Origin of the sequence: Nonomuraea sp. KM88, assembly GCF_052245635.1 — a bacterium.
Classification (GTDB): Bacteria; Actinomycetota; Actinomycetes; order Streptosporangiales; family Streptosporangiaceae; genus Nonomuraea.
Window position 1 is genome coordinate 274,663 of the sequence record NZ_JBQQCC010000009.1, and the last position, 19,236, is coordinate 293,898.

Annotated in this window: 4 protein-coding genes; all 4 read right to left on the bottom strand. The window is 73.5% G+C overall.

The window, feature by feature from the left end:
- Positions 1-5: 5 nt before the first annotated feature.
- From ACTWPV_RS26870 to ACTWPV_RS26885, 4 genes are read right to left on the bottom strand one after another with little or no spacing between them, the layout of a single operon-like run.
- Entirely contained in the window at positions 6-938 is a 933-nt protein-coding gene (locus ACTWPV_RS26870) for a GHMP family kinase ATP-binding protein (RefSeq protein WP_443153896.1), read from the bottom strand.
- Positions 935-4,957 (bottom strand): non-ribosomal peptide synthetase, encoded by a 4,023-nt coding sequence (locus ACTWPV_RS26875; RefSeq protein ID WP_443153897.1) that lies wholly within the window; start codon positions 4,955-4,957, stop codon positions 935-937. The genes ACTWPV_RS26870 and ACTWPV_RS26875 overlap by 4 nt, the downstream gene beginning before the upstream one ends.
- Entirely contained in the window at positions 4,954-9,843 is a 4,890-nt protein-coding gene (locus tag ACTWPV_RS26880) for an amino acid adenylation domain-containing protein (RefSeq protein ID WP_443153898.1), read from the bottom strand. Before ACTWPV_RS26880 ends, ACTWPV_RS26875 begins: the two co-directional genes overlap by 4 nt.
- The gene (locus ACTWPV_RS26885) at positions 9,840-19,232 is read right to left on the bottom strand and encodes an amino acid adenylation domain-containing protein (protein WP_443153899.1); all 9,393 of its coding nucleotides are present in this window, start codon (positions 19,230-19,232) and stop codon (positions 9,840-9,842) included. The genes ACTWPV_RS26880 and ACTWPV_RS26885 overlap by 4 nt, the downstream gene beginning before the upstream one ends.
- Positions 19,233-19,236: the final 4 nt, after the last annotated feature.

A 19,236-nucleotide genomic window follows, 5' to 3' on the forward strand; every position in this document is an offset into this window, starting at 1 on the left:
GTTGATCATCCCTTCGTGCTGAATCTCCAGGTTTCGGTGATGCCAAGGCAGCGCAGCCGCTCGCCGGCCCGCTCCACCCGGTCGGCGGTCGCCGGGTCGGATGCCGGGAACAGCAGCCCCGCGATGTCGCCGCTGTGGGCGACCTCGACGCCGGCCGCGCCGCACTCGCGGGCCACGCGGATGATGTCGTCGAGCTGGGGCACCCGCAGGTGCCGCTGGTTGAGCAGGGCGCTGGCGGTGGCGACCCTGCCGAGCAGGTACGCGTCCCGGGTCCGCACGGCGCGCCGCAACATCCCGAGCATGGGCCGGAACGCCTCGATCTCCCATGAGGAGTAGCGCGCCGGCGGCATGTCCAGGGTGTTCACGCCCTGCCCATGGGAGCTGGTGCCGAAGCCGAGCACCTCCAGCGGCATCAGGTCCTGTCCGAGGTCCTCGATGACCACGCCCTCCCGGTGGGCGAAGAGCACCGCGCGCCTGCCGTACACGAGCGAGTCCGACGCCCGCTCCGCGCTGACAGCGATCTTGGCCACGGCGGCGGGCGGCAGCGTGCGGCCGGTGGCCACGACGACCGCCTGGATGGCGGCGGTGACGTCGGCGGTGGACGATCCGAACCCGCGCGACAGCGGGATGTCGCTGGTCAGGATGAGCAGCCCGCCGGGCACCGGCCAGCCGAGCGCGGACAGGGTCAGCTCGGCGGCCCGGGTGGCCTTGGTCCGCCAGCCGGGCCGGACCGTCACGCCGTCGTCGCCGGTCGGCATGAACGTGGCATGGGTGCTGTAGAGCGGGCAGGGCAGCGTGACCAGGCCGCGCCGCAGCCGCTCCCCGTCGTGGAAGACGCCCTGGAGTATCTCGCCGTGGTGGGCGTTCACCCGGCTGCCTGCGGTGTCCGGCAGGGGGAGCAGGTCCTCCAGGAGCCGGGGCCCTTGGTCGACTCTCATCGGTGTTCCTTTCCGAGCAACGAGGCGGCGATGATCCGGGCGAGCGTCGCGGCGTGCGGCGGTTCGACGACGTTCCAGTGGTTGGCGGCGATCTCGGTGGCCTGGAAGCCGCCGCGCGTCCTGCTCTCCCAGCTCACCGCGTGCACCTCCGGCCTGCCGTGCTCGGAGTGGCGCTCCGTCGTACGGATCAGGTGCAGGCCGGTGTCGAGCACGGCCCCGCACCGGTAGCGGGCGGCGGCGCGGCTGTTGGCCAGGTAGACGGCGGCCATGCGGGCGACGACCTCGCTCCTGGCCGCGTCCGGCACCAGCTCGCGGGTCCTGGCCTGGGACAGCAGCTCGCTCATCGCCTCCTCGGGCGACAGCCCGGCCAGCGCGGCGGGCTCGACGTCCAGCATGGTCCGGCCGAACAGGGACAGCGCGTCACCGGTCTCGACCTCCGGCGCCTGCTCCAACCGGTCCACGCCGAGCACCGAGGAGTCGATGACCCACAACCCGGCGACCTGCCGGCCCGCCTCCTCCAGCAGGCGCGCCATCTCGAAGGCCACCGATCCGCCGAAGGACCACCCGGCCAGCGCCACGGGCCCGTCAGGCAGCTCCCGCACGTAGCGGGCGGCGATGGCCTCCACCGTGTCCAGGGGCTGCTCGCCGCCTTCGTAACCGGGGGCCTGCAGGCCGTACACGGGCAGGCGCGGATCCAGCTCCTCGACCAGCGGCAGATAGGGGAAGGGTGTGCCCGCGGTGGGCGGCACCAGGAACAGCGGCACACGATCCGGCTCCCCCGCCCGCATCCGGATGAGGCAGTCCGCGGCGGGCGGCGCCTGCAGCGCCTCGCACAGGCCGCGCACGGTCGGGTGGCGGAACAGCGACGCCAGGCCGACGTCGAGGCCGAGCTCGGAGCTCAGCCGGTCGACCAGGCTCACGGCGAGCAGCGAGTGGCCGCCGAGCTGGAAGAAGTCGTCGGTGACGCCGATGCCGAGCTGCCCCAGCGACTCCTCCCACGCGCGCAGGACCGCCAGCTCCAGCGCGTCGCGGGGGCGGGCGCCCGCCGTCGCCGCGGCCGGCTTCGCCTCGGGCGCGGGCAGGGCGGCCCGGTCGATCTTGCCGTTGGCGGTGAGCGGCAGCTCGTCGAGCACGCTCAGGTAGGCGGGCACCATGTACTCCGGCAGCCGGGCGCCCAGGTGCTCGCGCAGCGCCCGCTCGTCCACCCGCGCCTCGGGGCCGGCCGCCGCGTATCCGGCCAGCCCGTCCCGGCAGGGCACCACCACCGCCTCGGCCACCGCCGGATGGCTCAGCATCGCGGCCTCGATCTCGCCCAGCTCGATGCGGTATCCCCGGACCTTCACCTGGTGGTCACGGCGGCCCACGAACTCCAGGGTGCCGTCGGCCAGGTACCTGACCAGGTCGCCGCTGCGGTAGAGCCGCCCGGGGCCGAAGGGGTTGGGCACGTACCGGTCAGCGGTCAACCCCGGGCGGCCCACGAAGCCGCGTGCCACGCCGACACCGCCGGCCAGCAGCTCGCCGGTCACGCCGATCGGTACGGGCCGCAGGTCCTCGTCCACGATGTAGATCTCGGTGTTCCAGATGGGTCGCCCGACGGACACGGGGGTGCTGGTGGCCTCGGCGGCGGGCAGCAGGTTGATGACGTTGGCCACGGAGGTCTCGGTGTGGCCGTACTCGTTGGAGACCACGACGCCGGGGGCGTTCGAACGCCAGAACGCCAGCGCCTCGGCGGTGAGCTGCTCGCCGCCCACCACGAGGTAGTTCGCCGCCGCGGCGGCGTCCGGAGCGTCCTGCAGGCAGCGCTGCAGCGGCTCCAGGTGGGCGGGGGTGAGCTTGACGAAGCTGAAGCGGCGCCCGGTGGACAGGGCGTCGGCCAGCCCGGCGATCGGATGTTCGTCCTCCGGGATCAGGGTGACCGTCGTGCCGCACATCAGCGGCAGGAACAGGCCCGTCACGGTGAGGTCGAAGGAGAGCGAGGAGTGCACGGGAGCGCCGTCGCCCCGGTCGGCCTCGTACGCCTGCCGGCACCAGCTCAGGTAGTGCACCACGCCGCGGTGGCTGATCATCACGCCCTTGGGCCTGCCGGTGGATCCGGAGGTGTAGATGATGTAGGCCAGGTTGTCGGGGTGCACCGGCGACTCGGGCGGCAACTCGGCGCTCTCGTCGGGCCGCTCGTCCAGGAAGAGCTCCCGCCCCTCGTAGCCAGGCAGCCGGCCGCCGTAGCCGGAGGTGGTGAGCAGGACCGGGGCCCCGGCCTCCGCCAGGATCCAGCCCAGCCTCTCCTCCGGGTAGGCGGGGTCGAGCGGGACATAGTGGCCGCCCGTCTTGAGCACCGCCAGCAGCGCGGGCAGCAGCAGCGGCGAACGGTCGCACAACACGCCGACCGGCGTCTCCAGGCCCACGCCCGCCTCGCGCAGCCGGTGGGCCAGGGCGTTGGCGCGCTGGTCCAGCTCGCGGTAGGTGAGCTCGTCCGCGCCGCACCGCACGGCCACGGCCTGCGGCGTGCGGGCCGCCTGCGCCGAGATCAGCTCGTGCAGGCACGCCACCGGGTACGGGGCCGCCGTGGCGTTCCACTCCCGCAGCAGCAGCGAGCGCTCCTCGTCGGCGAGCAGCTCCAGCTCGCTGAGCCGGGCCCGCGGCCGGGCCGCGACCTGCGACAGGAGCTGCGCGATGTGGCCGCCGAGCCGCTCGACGCGGCCCCGGTCGAACAGCGCGGTCGCGTACTCGATCAGGCCGCTGACGGAGCCGTCCTCGGCCTGCTCCATCCCGATCGTCAGGTCGAACTTGGCGCTGACCGACGGCGGCGTCAGCTCGGAGACCGACAGCCGCCCCATGGGCGTGCGATCCGGGCCGGCCTCGCCGGTGACGAACATGACATTGGTGAACGGGGTCCGCGACAGGTCGCGCGTCACGCCCAGCTCGTCCACGAGCTGCTCGAAGGGCAGGTCCTGATGCGCGAAGTCGGCCAGCACACCCTGCCGCACCCGCTCCAGGAGGTCGGCGAAGGCCGGGTCGCCGGACAGGTCCGCCCGCAGCACCAGGGTGTTGACGAAGAACCCGACCACGTCCTCGGTCTCGCTGCGGTCGCGGCCGGCCACGGGGGTGCCGACGGCGAGGTCGCGTTGCCCGCAGTGCACGGCGAGCACGGCCAGGACAGCGGTGAGCAACGTCGTGAACGGCGTCGCGCCCTGCTGCCTGCCCATCGCCAGCACAGCCTGGGCGACGGGGGCGGGCACGGTGAAGGCGACCGCGTCACCGCTCGTGTCGCGCCGGGCCGGCCGCGGCCGGTCGGTGGGCAGCTCCATCGGCTCCAGCCCGGCCAGCCGGGTGCGCCAGTAGCCGGCCTGCCCGTCCAGGGCCGCGCCCGCCGGCCGCCCGCGCTGCCAGTGCGCGAAGTCCGCGTAGCGGATCCTGGGCGGGGGCAGCGGGCTGTCCTGGCCGGCCAGCAGCGCGGGATAGATCTCCGCCAGCTCCCTGCGCAGGATGCTCAGCGACCAGCCGTCGCAGGCGATGTGGTGCACGGCCAGCACGAGCACGTGCTCCTCGGGTGCCAGGCGCAGCAGCAGGGCGCGCAGCACCGGCCCGCGTTCCAGGTCGAACGGCTCGGACAGGTGCTCGGCCACCAGCTGGTCGAGCCGCCCGGCCGCGTCCGTCAGCGGCAGGGGCACCGGGCCCGGCGGATCGACGATCTGGTGCGGGCCCTCCTGGCCGCCGGCGTAGCGGGTGCGCAGTGTCTCGTGCCTGGCGACGATCTCCTCCAGGGCACGGCGCAGCACGTCGTGATCGAGGGGGCCCTCCAGGCGCAGCATGAGCGGCACGGTGTACTCGACACCGCCGGGCTGCAGGCGGTCGAGGAACCACAGGCGCCGCTGGCCGTACGAGAGCGGGATCGGGACGTCGTCCGGGCAGGGCGGGATGGTGGTCGTACGGCTTCTGCCGCCGCGCAGGCGCCGCGCCAGCAGGGCACTTCTGAGGTCCGCGGAGCTGGGGCCGTTCGGCGGCGTGGTGGTGACGGTCATGACGAGACCTCTCGTTCGAGCGAGGCGAGCAGTTCGTGGTCGGACAGCCCGGCCAGTTCGTCCTCGATGGCGCGTTGCACCTCGGCGGCCTGTTCGGCGATCGAGGTGGCGGCGAAGAAGCCGTGCATGGGGAGGTCGACGCCGAAGTTGTCCTGCAGCCGCATGCGGAGCCGGGCGACGAGCAGGCTGTGGCCGCCGAGCTGGAAGAAGTCGTCGAAGGCGTCGTGCACGGGCCGGCCGAGCAGCTCGTGCCACACGTCGGCGATGATCTCCTCCGCGGGTCCCTCGGGCGGGCGGGACGGCCGCGCGGGCTCGCCCGACGCCGCGGTGGCCGAGTCGTCGCCGCCGTCCCGCGCGATGCCGCCGAGCGGGGCGTACGGGCTGCTCAGCGCCGTCGCGAGCAGTTCGCGGAAGCCGTTGGCGAAGCTCGCCACGGTGGCCTCGTCCAGCAAGATCGGGGAGTACTCGATGACGCCCGCCAGCCCGTCGGCGGTGCGGGTCAGCCCCATCGCCAGCTCGTACCGGGCGGTCAGGATGCGTTCGGGCAGGCGGCGTACGTCCAGACCGGGCAGCGTCCATTCCTGGGCCGGAGCGGTGTCGAGGGTGAAGTGCACGGGCGACAGGGGCGGCCTGGCCGGATCGCGGTCGGTGACCAGCTCGCTCACGACCCGCTCGAACGGCAGTGCCCGGTGTGCCAGCGCGGCCGTCACCCGCCGCTTGGCCTGCCGTACGACCTCGGCGAACGTGGGGTCGCGCGACAGGTCGGCGCGGATCACCAGGGTGTTCACGAACATGCCGACGAGGTGCTGGATCTCGACGTTGTCACGGTTGGACACGGGCGTGGTGACGGCCAGGTCGCCCTGACCGGACAGCCGGGCCAGCGCCGCCTGGAAGGCCGCCAGCAGCACCACGAACGGTGTGGTCGCGTTCGCCCTGGCGAAGGAGTCGACCTGGGTCGCCAGCGCCTCGGGAAGGGTGAAGGCGTGACAGGCGCCCGCGGGCCGCCGCACCGCGGGCCGCTCCCGGTCCACGGGCAGCTCCAGCGGTGGCAGCCCCGCCAGCTCGGCGCGCCAGAAGGCCAGGTGCTCGTCCTCGCCGGTGAAGTGGTCGCGCTGCCAGGCGGCCACGTCCGCGTACTGGACCTTCAGCTCCGGCAGGTCGGCGGGCGCGCCGTGCGCGGCCTCGGCGTAGTGGCCGGCCAGCTCCTGCCTGAGCAGGTCGATGGAGGTGCCGTCGGCGCCCGCGTGATGCATGGTGATCAGGAGCAGGTGGTCGTCGGCGGCCAGCCGGATCAGCCTGGCCCGCAGGAGCGGGTCCTGGCCGAGGTCGAACGGCGCCGCGGCCGCGGCGGCGACGATCTCCTCGGCCGCGGCGGCGGGGTCGGCGGCGGCGGTCACGTCGTCGACGGGCAGGGCGACCTCGCCCGGCGGGGCGATCTCCTGGACCAGCACGCCCTGCTCCGACAGGCGCAGCCGGGTACGCAGGGACTCGTGCCGGCCGAGCACGGCGGTCAGCGCCGCGCGCAGCGCCTCGACCTCCAGCGGGCCGCGCAGCGACAGCTCCACCGGCAGGTGGTAGTCGGGCACGCCGGGGAACATCTGGTCCAGGAACCACATGCGCTCCTGCCCGAACGACGCCCGCGGCGGCCGGTCGCGTGGCACGACGGCGATGTGGTCGCCGGCCAGGCCGTCCTCGGTGGCGAGACGGGCCGCGAGCCCTGCCACGGTCGGGGCGTCGAACAGCGCCCGCACCTCCACGGCGGTGCCCAGCTCGGCGTTGATCCGGTTCATCGCCTGGACGGCGAGGAGGCTGTGGCCGCCCAGGGTGAAGAAGTCGGCGTGCACGCCGGGCACCGCCACCCCGAGCACGTCCGACCACACCTCGGCGACGAGCTTCTCCAGCCCGCTGCGCGGCGCCTGGTCGGCCTCCGGCGCGGCGGAGACGGCCGGCGAGGGCAGCGCCTTGCGGTCCACCTTGCGGTTCGGGGTGAGCGGGAAGTCGGGCAGCGTCATGTAGACGGTCGGGACCATGTAGTCGGGCAGCTTGCGTGCCAGGTGGGCGCGCAGGTCCGCGGGGTCCGGCTCGCGGCCCGCGGCGGTGAGGTAGGCGACCAGGCGGCGGTCCCCCGGGGCGAACTCGTGCGCGACGACGACGGCCTGCGCCACGTCCGGGTGCTCGGCCAGCCTGGCGTCGATCTCGCTGGTCTCGATGCGGAAGCCGCGTACCTTCACCTGATGGTCGTTCCTGCCGAGGAACTCCAGGTCGCCGTCCGGCAGCCGGCGAACCAGGTCGCCGGTGCGGTAGAGCCGGGTCCCGGGCGGGCCGTAGGGGTCGGGGACGAACCGGTCGGCGGACAGGCCGGGCCGGCCGTGGTAGCCGCGGGCCACGCCGTCCCCCGCGATGTACAGCTCGCCCGGTACGCCGGTGGGCACCTGCCGCAGGTCGGCGTCCAGCACCAGGCAACGGGTGTTGGCGATGGGGGTGCCGATCGGCAGGGCCGCGGCGCCGCGGGTCAGGTCCCGCCCCGCGATCCGGCGCACGGTGGACCAGATGGTGGTCTCCGTGGGGCCGTACATGTTCCACACGCCGCGCGCGGCGGCGGTGAGCGGGCCGGCCACGTCGGGGGTCAGCGCCTCGCCGCCGACCAGCACCGTCAGCCCCTCCAGTTCGGGGCAGTCGCCGAGCAGCCGCCACGTGGCCGGCGTCGCCTGCATGATCGTCGCCCCGCTGGAGGTGATCAGCGCGCGCAGCCGGTCGCCGTCGAGCGCGGTGTAGCGGTCGGCGATCACCACCTTCCCGCCGGTGACGAGCGGCAGGAACAGCTCCAGCGCGGCGATGTCGAACGACGGCGTGGTCACCGCCAGCAGCACGTCGTCCCCGGCGATCCCGGGCCGCTCGGCCATCGTGGCCAGGAAGTTGCTCAGCGCCCCGTGCGGTACGGCGACGCCCTTGGGCCGGCCGGTGGAGCCGCTGGTGAAGATGACGTACGCGAGGTCGTGCGGGTGCCTGTCCAGCTCGGGCGGCGTGTCCGGCATGGACGCGATCGCGGCGGCGTGCTCGGCCGCCAGGTGGATCTCGGCGGCGCCACCGGGCAACTGCGGCAGCAGCTCGCGCTGGGTGAGGATCATCGCGGGCGCGGCGTCCTGCAGGATGAGCGCGACGCGGTCGGCGGGCTCGCCCGGGTTGAGCGGCACGTACGCGGCTCCCGCCCGCTGCACCGCGAGCAGGGTGACGGGCAGGTCGAGCCCGCGTTCCAGGAAGACCGCCACCAGGTCGCCGCGGCCCACGCCGGCGCGCCGGAGGTGGTGGGCCAGCCGGTTGGCGGCCTGTTCCAGCTCGGCGTAGGTGAGCCTGGCGTCACCGTACTGGACGGCCTGCCTGTCGCCGTGCCCGGCCGCCTGGCGCGACACCATCTCGGGCAGCGGCACGCGCTGGTACGCGCGTACGGTGTCGTTCCAGCCCTCCAGCTCGCGCAGCTCGTCGTCGGGCAGCAGCCGCAACGAGCTCAGCGGCAGGTCGGGCGCGTCGGCCGCGGACTCCAGCAGCCGTACGGCCCGGCTCGCCAGCCGGTCCGCGGTGGCCGCGTCGAACAGGGCGGTAGCGTATTCGAGGGTCAGGACGAGGTCGTCGCCCCGGTCGCGGAAGAAGAACGACAGGTCGAACTTGGCCACGTCGTTGGCCACGGCCAGCTCCTCCACCCGCAGCCCGGGCAGCCGCCAGCCCTCACCGGTGCCCCGGCCGAGCTGGACGAACACCTGAGCCAGCGGGTTGCGGGCGGTGTCGCGCTCGGTGACCAGCTCGCGTACGAGCCGTTCGAAGGGCAGGTCCTGATGGGCGAACGCGTCAAGGACGGTGGCCCGCTCTCGGGAGAGCGCGCCGGCGAAGGACGGGTCGCCGGACAGGTCGCCGCCCAGCGCCAGGGTGTTGACGAAGCAGCCGACGACCTCCTCCAGCTCGGGCCGGTCCCGACCGGCGATGGAGGTGGCCAGGATGAACCTGTCCTGTCCGCTGTGCGCCCGAAGGAGTGTCCTGACCGCGGTGAGCAGCAGCATGTAGAGGCTGGCGCCGCACCGGTCGGCCAGCTCGCGCAGCCTGGCGGTCAGGTCGGGCGGCACCGTGACCCGGGTCTCGGCGCCGTCGTGGCGGAAGGTCGCCGCTCTGGGGCGGTCGGTGGGCAGCTCCAGCACGTGCGGCTGGCCGGCGAGGGCCGAACGCCAGTGGTTCAGCTCGGCGCGCAGCCGGTCGCCGCTCAGCCGCTCGCGCTGCCAGACGGAAAAGTCCCGGTAGCGGGTCCCCGGCTCGGGGCGGGAACGGCCGGCGTACCCGGCGGCCAGGTCCTCGGCCAGGATCTCGGTGGACCAGCCGTCGGTCACGATGTGGTGCAGGACCAGCACCAGGACGTGCTCCTCGGCGCCGCGCCGGAAGAGCGCCGCCCGGCACAGCGGGCCGCTGGTGAGGTCGAACGGGGTCCGGCATTCCGCCAGCACGCGCCGCTCCAGCTCATCCGGCGACAGGTCGCTCAGGTCGCGCTCCGTCAGCGGCATGGACGTGCCGGAGCCGACCACCTGCACCGCGGCGGGCTCGCCCGGGGCGAACGTCGTGCGCAGCGCCTCGTGCCGTTCCAGCAGCCCGTCGAGGGCCCGCCGCAGCGCGGCCCGGTCGAGCGGGCCGGCGATGCGGAAGGCGTGGTAGACGTTGTACGTGTGGTCCTGGCCCTGGAGCTGGTCGATCAGCCAGAGCCGCTCCTGGGCGAACGACGTGGGCGCGGGTTCCTGGCCGTCGTGGCGCGGGATGACCGATGACGGGGCTGCCTGGGCGGCGCGCACCCGGTCGGCCAGCAGCTTGCGCCGGGCCGAGGCCGGGAGGTCCTTGGGCCTGATGCTCATCTCTCCTCCGTCTCCATCAGGTGGGCCAGGTCGTCGTCGCTCAGGTCGTCGAGCTCGGCCAGCAGCACCCGCTCGACCGCGTCGGCGGCATCGGCCAGGGTGGCCGCCTCGAACAGCAGGCTGAGCGGCAGATCCGCGTCCAGCTCTGCCCGCATGCGGGAGATGGCCCTGGTCGCCAGGAGCGAGTGGCCGCCGAGGTCGAAGAAGTTGTCGTCGGCGCCGACCCTCGGCAGGCCGAGCAGGTCGGCCCAGATGCCCGCGACCAGCTCGGCGACCGGGCCGTCGGGCGCGCGGTAGGCGCTCGCGGCGCTTTCGCCCTCCTCCGGAGCCGGCAACGCCTTGCGATCGATCTTGCCGCTCGTCGTGGTGGGCATCTCCGGCAGCACCGACAGCGCGGCGGGCACCAGGTAACTCGGCAGCCGTTCCTTCAGCCGCTCCCTGAGCAGGGCGGGCGTCAGGTCGCTGCCCGGCTTCGGCACCGCGTATCCGGCCAGCCGCTTGTCCCCCGGGCTCGGCTCCCAGACGGTCACCGCGGCCTCGCGTACCCCGGGCAGTTCGAGCATGGCCTGCTCGACCTCGCCCGGCTCGACCCTGATCCCGCGGATCTTGACCTGGTCGTCCTGCCGTCCGAGGAAGACGATCTCGCCGTTCGGGCGCAGCAGCCCGCGGTCCCCGGTGCGGTAGAGCCGCTGTCCGGGCCGGAACGGGTCGGGCCCGAAGGCGCCGGCGGTCTTGGCGGCGTCATTGAGGTAGCCGCGGGCCAGCGCGTCGCCGCCGATGTAGAGGTCGCCGGGCACCCCGATCGGGGCCGGGTTCAGCTCGGGGTCCAGCACGTACACCTGGTTGTTGGCGATCGGCGTGCCGACGCTGACGGAGGTGTGGGCGCGGACGTCGGCCGGCAGGCAACGGTGGGCGGTGGAGTCGATGGAGACCTCCGTGGCGCCCCACTGGTTGTTCAGCGTCGGGCCGTCGTCGCCGAAGCGGTCGAGGAACAACCGCAGCAGCTCGGGCTTCAGCGCCTCGCCGCTGGAGATGACGTGCCTGAGCGCGTCCAGCCGGGACAGCCGCTCGCCGTCCAGTGCCTCCAGGAACAGCGTGAGCATGCTGGGGACGAACTGCAGCACGCTCACCCGGTGCCTGGCGGCGTACTCGGCGATCTCCACCGGGTCGCGGTGCAGGCCCGGCGGGATGAGCGCCACCCTGCCGCCCACCAGCAGCGGCCACAGGCACTCCACCGCGGCGTCGTCGAAGACCAGGGTGGTCTTCTGCAGCACGGCCTCGCCCGGACGCAGGCGGTAGGTGTCCTGCATCCAGCGCATCCGGTTGACCCAGCCGCCGTGCGTGCTGGCCACGCCCTTGGGGCGGCCCGTCGAACCGGAGGTGTAGTAGATCGAGACGAGGTTGTCCGGGCTGAGCTCCACCTCGGGCGGCGTGGCCGGAGCGTCCGCGGGCGCGTCGTGCACGGTGACGAACGTGACCGGTCCTGGGTCCGCCGGCGCGCGGCCCGCGTCCACCAGGCAGACGGGGGCGGCGGCGTCGGCCAGGATGTCCATCATCCTGGGCTCGGGGGCGTCGGTCTCGATCGGCACGTAGCAGCCGCCGGCCTTGAGTATCGCGAGCAGGCCCACGATCAGCCCCACCGAGCGGTCCAGCCGCAGGCCGACCGCCGTGTCCGGGCCGACGCCCAGGGAGCGGAGGTGATGGGCGAGCCTGTTGGCCCGTGACTCCAGCTCGGCGTAGGACAGGCGGTCGTCGGCGTACTCGACGGCGATCGCGCCGGGGGACCTGGCCGCCTGGCGCTCGATCAGCTCGTGCATGCACTCGCCCGCCGGGTAGTGGACCTTGGTGTCGTTCAGCGCGTGCACGAGCTCGCCCCGCTCCCCCGAGGTCAGCAGGGGGATGAGCCCGACGGGCAGGCCGGGCCGCGCCGCCGCCTCGGTGAGGAGGGTGACGTAGTGGCGGGCGAGCCGGTCGATGGTGGCCGCGTCGAAGAGCGCCGTGGGGTATTCGACGGTGCCTTCGAGCGAGCCGTCGGGGGTTTCGCGTACCGCCATGAACAGGTCGTACTTGCTGGTGCTGGTGTGCGCCGGGATACGCGCGACCGACAGCCCGCGCAGGTGCCAGGACTCCGTGTCCGCGGTCTGGAGCGCGAAGACGTGCTGGACGAGGGGGGTGCGGGTGAGGTCGCGTTGGGGGTGGAGTTCTTCGACGATGCGGTCGAAGGGCAGGTGCTGGTGTTCGTAGGCGGCCAGCGCGCTGTCGCGGACGCGGTCGATGAGGTGGTCGAAGGTCGGGTCGCCGGTGTGGTCGGCGCGCAGGACGAGGGTGTTGACGAAGAAGCCGATCAGGTGGTCGAGGTCGGGGTGGTCGCGTCCGGCGACGGGGGTGCCGACGGCGAAGTCGTGCTGGCCGGTGTAGCGGTGGATGAGGGTCTGGAAGCCGGCCATGAGGACCATGAACAGGCTGGCGTTGTGACCGCGGGCCAGGGCGTGCAGGCTACGGGTGGTGGCGGCGGGGATGTGGAAGTCGCGGCGGTGCCCGCGGATGTCGCGGCTGGCCGGGCGGGGCCGGTCGGCCGGCAGTTCCAGGGTGTGCGGCATCCCGGCCAGCCGCTCACGCCAGTAGGCCAGCTCGTGGTCGAGCGCGCCCTGCTCCACCTGGGCGCGCTGCCAGGCCGCCACGTCACCGAACTGCACCGGCGACTCCGCCACGTCCTCGTGGCCGGTGGCCCGGTAGCCGGCCGCGATCTCCTCGGCCAGGATGCCGACCGAGCGGCCGTCGGCCAGGATGTGGTGCAGGACGAGCAGCAGCACGTGCTCCTCCTCGCCCACCCGGCCCAGCACGGCGCGGAAGACCGGACCGGTGGCCAGGTCGATCGGCCGCCGCGCGTGCTCGGCCAGAAACTCCTCCACGTCGCCCACCGGCACCACGGGCAGCTCGAAGGCGCCCGGCGGATCCACCACCTGCACCGGCACGCCGTCCTGCTCGACGATCCGCGTCCGCAGCGCCTCGTGGCGGCGCGTCACGGCCTCGATGGCGACGCGCAGCGCCTCGTGCTGGAGCGGGCCGCCGACGCGCAGCGCCATCGGGATCACGTACTCGGCCGTGTCGGGGGCGAGCCGGTCGGTGAACCACAGCCCGGCCTGGTTGTACGTGAGCGGCGCCGGGGTTCCGGCTGGCCGCCGGGGAATGGCCGAGGAACCGGTACGGGCCGCCTGCTCCACGACCGGAGCCAGCTCGGCGATCGTGGGATGCTCGAAGATCGCCCGGACCGGAAGGTCGGCCTCCATCCGCTGCCGCAGCACGGACAGCACCTTGGTGGCCAGCAGGGAGTGGCCGCCGAGGTCGAAGAAGTCGTCGTGCACGCCGAGCCCGCCGGCGCCGAGCACCTCGGACCAGATCTCGGCCAGCGCGGTCTCGACCGGTGTGCGCGGCGCGACGTACTCGGCGGCATCGCCCTCCCACGACGGCGCGGGCAGGGCGGCGCGGTGCACCTTGCCGTTCGGATCCAGCGGGAACTCCGGCAACGCCACGAACGCCGCAGGAACCATGTACTCCGGCAGAGCCACCCGGCAGAACTCCCGCAACTCCGCACGACCAGGCACCTCCACACCCGGCTCCGCCACCACATACGCCACCAGCCGCTTGTCCCCCGGCGTGTCCTCACGCGCCAGCACCAACGCCGCATGCACCGACCCATGAGCCACCAGCCGAGCCTCCACCTCCCCCGGCTCGATCCGATGCCCGCGAATCTTCACCTGATGATCCGCCCGACCGACGAACTCCAACTCCCCACCCGGCGACAACCGCGCCAGATCACCCGTCCGATACAACCGGCCAGGACCGAACGGATTCGGCACGAACCGTTCCGCGGTCAGGCCGGGGCGGCCCCGGTAACCGCGGGCCAGGCCGGGCCCGCCGATGTACAGCTCGCCGGGGACGCCCACCGGCTGCCGGTTCAGCGCGGCGTCCAGCACGTACACCTGCGTGTTGGAGATCGGCCCGCCGATCGGGATGGCGGACTCGGTGTCGGCGCGCGTGATGCCGCTCTTCACGCAGCTGAACGTGGTGCACTCGGTCGGGCCGTAGCCGTTGCTGACCTTGACCCGGGTGCCGTCGAGCACGGCTCTGACGTGCGCGGGCGAGAGCACGTCACCGCCCGCGACGAGGTGCCTGAGCTCCGCCAGCGCCTCCAGCCGGGTCTCCACCAGCAGGTGGAACAGGCCGGCCGTCAGCCACAACACCGTGACGCGGTGCCGCCGGATGGCCGCTTCGAGCCCGTCCGCGGTCGGCTGCCCCACGGGGTAGATCGCCAGCGTGGCGCCGTTGCACAGCGCTCCCCACAACTCGAAGGTGGAGGCGTCGAACGACAGCGGAGCGAGCAGCATGAACACCTGGTCGGGCCCGAACTCGACGTAGTCCGCCCGGTGCACCAGGCGCACGATGCCCCGATGGGTGACCTGCACGCCCTTGGGCCGGCCCGTCGAGCCGGAGGTGTACATGATGTAGGCGAGGTTGTCGGGCCGCACGCGCACGTCGGGCGGCTGCGCGGGCTGCTCGCACAACATCCTGCGCACGTCCTCCCAGATCAGCCTGCGGACGCCCGAGGGCGCCTGGAGTCGCTGCGCGAGATGGCGCTCGGCCAGCAGGATGGGCGCCTGCGTGTCGGCCAGCATGTGCGCGATGCGCTCGGCGGGATAGTCGGCGTCGAGCGGGACGTAGCAGCCGCCGGCGCGCAGAATGCCGAGGAGCACGACCGGCACGTCGAGGCCCCTTTCGAGGCAGACCGCCACGGGCGTCTCCTGGCCGACGCCGCACTCGCGCAGGTGGTGCGCGAGCTGGTTCGCCTTCCAGTCCAGTTCGGCGTAGCCGATCCACTCGCCTTCGTACTCGGCGGCGACCGCGTCGGGCCGCCGCCGCGCCTGGTCGGCCACCAGGTCGGGCACGGTCAGCTCGCCGAGGTCCTGTGCGGTGTCGTTGACCAGGGCCTCGAGCTCCTGCCGCGCCGCCCGGTCCATGAGCTGCGCCCGGCTCGCCGGGGCGCCCGGGTCGGCGGCCAGCTGGCCGAGCAGCGTCACGAAGTGCTGGGCGAGCCGGTCGACGGTGGCCGCGTCGTACAACGCGGTGGGGTATTCGACGGTGCCCGCGAGTGAACCGTCCGGCCGCTCCTCCAGCGCCATGAACAGGTCGAACTTGCTCGTGCCCGTGTGCAGGGGCAGGCGGCGGGCCTGCAGCCCGGGAAGCTGCCAGGACTCCGTGGCCGCGGTCTGGAGCGCGAAGACGTGCTGGACGAGGGGGGTGCGGGTGAGGTCGCGTTGCGGGTGGAGTTCTTCGACGATGCGGTCGAAGGGCAGGTGCTGGTGTTCGTAGGCGGCCAGGGCGCTGTCGCGGACGCGGTCGATGAGGTGGTCGAAGGTCGGGTCGCCGGTGTGGTCGGCGCGCAGGACGAGGGTGTTGACGAAGAAGCCGATCAGGTGGTCGAGGTCGGGGTGGTCGCGCCCGGCGACGGGGGTGCCGACGGCGAAGTCGTGCCGGCCGGTGTAGCGGTGGATGAGGGTCTGGAAGCCGGCCATGAGGACCATGAACAGGCTGGCGTTGTGACCGCGGGCCAGGGCGTGCAGGCTACGGGTGGTGGCGGCGGGGATGTGGAAGTCGCGGCGGTGCCCGCGGATGTCGCGGCTGGCCGGGCGGGGCCGGTCGGCCGGCAGTTCCAGGGTGTGCGGCATCCCGGCCAGCCGCTCACGCCAGTAGGCCAGCTCGTGGTCGAGCGCGCCCTGCTCCACCTGGGCGCGCTGCCAGGCCGCCACGTCACCGAACTGCACCGGCAACTCCGCCACGGGCCGGCCCGCGTAGAGCTGGTGGATCTCGTCGGCCAGCACGGAGATGGACCAGTCGTCGGCGACGATGTGGTGCAGGAGGAGCAGCAGCACGTGCTCCTCCTCGCCCACCCGGCCCAGCACGGCGCGGAAGACCGGACCGGTGGCCAGGTCGATCGGCCGCCGCGCGTGCTCGGCCAGAAACTCCTCCACGTCGCCCACCGGCACCACGGGCAGCTCGAAGGCGCCCGGCGGATCCACCACCTGCACCGGCACGCCGTCGTGCTCCACCACGCGCGTGCGCAGCACCTCGTGCCGCGCGACCACGGCCGCCAGCGCCCGGCCGAGACCGGGCACGTCCAGCGGTCCGCGCAGCTCCAAGGCGATGGGCACCACGTACTCGGCCGAGTCCGGTGCCATCCTGTCGGCGAACCACAGCCGCGTCTGCGCGGGGGAGAGCGGCGCGGAGGAGCCGTCGGGCCTGACCGGGATACGCTCGCCGGAGCCGGCCCTCGCCGTACGCACCACCTCGGCCAGCTCCGCCACGGTCGGAGCCTCGAACACCGAGCGCAGCGCGAGGCGCGTCCCCAGCCGCTCGCGCAGCCGGCCGACCACCTTCGAGGCCAGCAGGGAGTGGCCGCCGAGGTCGAAGAAGTTGTCGTGCACGCTGGCGACGCCGGCGCCGAGCACCTCGGACCAGATCTCGACGATCAGGGACTCGACCTCGTCGCGCGGGGCATCGCGCAGCTCGACCGGGCCGAGCGAGGTCTCGGGGGCGGGCAGGGCGGCGCGGTGCACCTTGCCGTTCGGATCCAGCGGGAACTCCGGCAACGCCACGAACGCCGCAGGAACCATGTACTCCGGCAGAGCCACCCGGCAGAACTCCCGCAACTCCGCACGACCAGGCACCTCCACACCCGGCTCCGCCACCACATACGCCACCAGCCGCTTGTCCCCCGGCGTGTCCTCACGCGCCAGCACCAACGCCGCATGCACCGACCCATGAGCCACCAGCCGAGCCTCCACCTCCCCCGGCTCGATCCGATGCCCGCGAATCTTCACCTGATGATCCGCCCGACCGACGAACTCCAACTCCCCACCCGGCGACAACCGCGCCAGATCACCCGTCCGATACAACCGGCCAGGACCGAACGGATTCGGCACGAACCGCTGCTCGGTGAGCTCCGGACGCCCCCAGTAGCCGCGGGCCAGACCAGGCCCGGCGAAGGCCACCTCGCCGACCGCACCGGGCGGCACGAGCCGCATCCGCTCGTCCACCACGTACATGCGCATGTTGGGGTTCGGCCGGCCCAGCGGCACGATCTTGCGGTCGGGCGGGCCGTCGAGCACGTACGAGCAGCCGCCGACCGAGGTCTCCGTGGCCCCGTACTGGTTGAGCACCATGGTGTCCGGAGCCAGCTTCCACCACTCCTTGACCAGCCCGGCGTGCAGAGCCTCGCCGCCCACGAACAGCGCGCGCACCGAGGGCTCGGCCTCCCGGTCGGCCAGTTGCCGGTTCAGCACGGCCAGGTGCGAAGGGGTGAGCCGGACGAAACTGAAGTCCAGCCCGGCGGCCAGCGCGTCCCCCAGCTCGTCCAGCCCGTCGCCCTCCGGCAGCAGGACCACGTCGCTGCCGGAGATCAGCGGCAGGAACATCGACGGCACGGTGAAGTCGAAGCCGAAGGGCGAGTGCATCACGGTGCCGTGCCGGCCCGTCATGGGGAACCGCTCGGCGGCCCACATCAGGTAGTTGACGATCCCCCGGTGCTCGATCATGGTGCCCTTCGGCCGGCCCGTCGAGCCCGAGGTGTAGATCACGTACGCCAGGTCGTCCGGACCGGCGACCGGCTCCGGCCGGGCGCCGGCCTGCCGCGCGATCAGGTCGGCGTCCTGGTCCAGGCAGACGGCCTCGCACGCGGGCAGCCGGTGGCGCAGGTCCGCAGTGGTCAGGATGACGCGCATGGCGGTGTCGGCGATCGTGTACTCGATCCGCTCGTCGGGGTAGCCCACGTCGAGCGGCACGTAGCAGCCGCCCGCCTTCAGCACGGCCATCGTCGCAACGAACGTCTCCGGCGACCGGCCCAGGAAGATGCCCACCGGCGTCTCCCTGCCGACGCCCCGCTCGCGCAGGTGCCGGGCGAGCTGGTTGGCCCGCCGGTCCAGCTCGGCGTACCGGAGCGTCCTGTCGCCCTGCCGTACGGCCACCGCGTCGGGCGAGCGGTCGGCCTGCCGTTCCACCAGCTCGTGCAGGCACAGGTCCAGGGGGTAGTCGCGGCCGGTGTCGTTCCAGCGCACGACCAGCTCGTCGTGCCCCCGCTCGCCGAACAGGTCCAGCTCCGCCAGCGGGCGCGACGGGTCGGCGGCGACCTGGTCGAGCAGCAGCGCGTACTGGCCCGCCAGCCGGTCCGCCTCGGCGGGCTCGAACAGGTCCACGTCGTAGACCAGCAGCAGCCTGCCCCCGGCGGTCAGGTGCGCGGCCAGATCCACCTCGGTCGTCGTGGGAGGGGCGTCGATCCTGGTCGCGGAGAGTCCCCCGGCCGCCCAGTTCTGCTCGCCCGGCTCCGCGGTGACCACCTGTGCCTGCACCAGCGGCGGCCGTCCTGGGTCGCGGGCCGGCTGCAGCAGGTCGATCACGGCCTCGAACGGCAGGCGATGGCGCATGCAGGCGGCGAACTCGGCGGCGTACCGGCCGAGCAGTCCGCGCAGGCTCACCTCGTCGTCCGCGACGCACCGTACAGGTACCAGGTCGCTGAGCGGGCCGACCGCCTCCCCCGCGCTCTCGGACCTGCACCGCACGCCGAGCGCGAGGTCATCGGCCGCGCCCAGCCGGCGCAGCAGCAACTGCAGCGAGGCCGCCAGCACCAGCTCCACACCCGCACCCGCGGCCGGGCCGGCGGAGTCGCGCAGCCGATCCAGCGAGTCCGGTGCGACGGGCACGACGGCGGCCGCCGCCCTGCCTCGCCGATGTGATGGGCGCGGCAGGGCGCAGGGCAGCTCCAGCGTCGGCAGGCCGACCAGCCGCTCGGTCCAGAACCGCGTGCGTTCCTGCGGCGTTCCGCCCTGTGCGGGCTCGACGGCCACCGGCGCGGGCTCGTCCAGGCGGCCACCCGACAGCAAGGTCCACAACTCGCCCATCAGCAGCTCGGCCGAACGGTCGTCGGCGACGATGGCCGAGGCCGTCAGCACGAGGAGGTGGTCACGGGCGCCGAGTTTGATCAGGCGCACCCGCATGAGCGGCGCTCGGTCGAGCTGGAAGGGCTCCAGGGTCTGCGCGGCCACGAGCTGTTCCAGCCCCGTGTCGGGGGGCGGCTCGACGATCGCGACGTCCGCCGCGACGGCGGGCTCGGTCACGGCGACGGGGCCGGATTCGCCCGCGGTCAGCCGGGTGCGCAGGACGTCGTGCCGGGCGAGCAGCGCCTGCGCCGCTCTGCGTACCTGCTGGAGCTCTAGATCACCGCGGACGCGGAGCGCGCGGCAGGCCGTCACCTGCACGTCTCCAGGCCGCAGTTCGTCCAGGAACCAGAGCCGGCGCTGCGCCGCGGTGACGAGGGACGGGGTCGGGCTGGTGTACAACGTA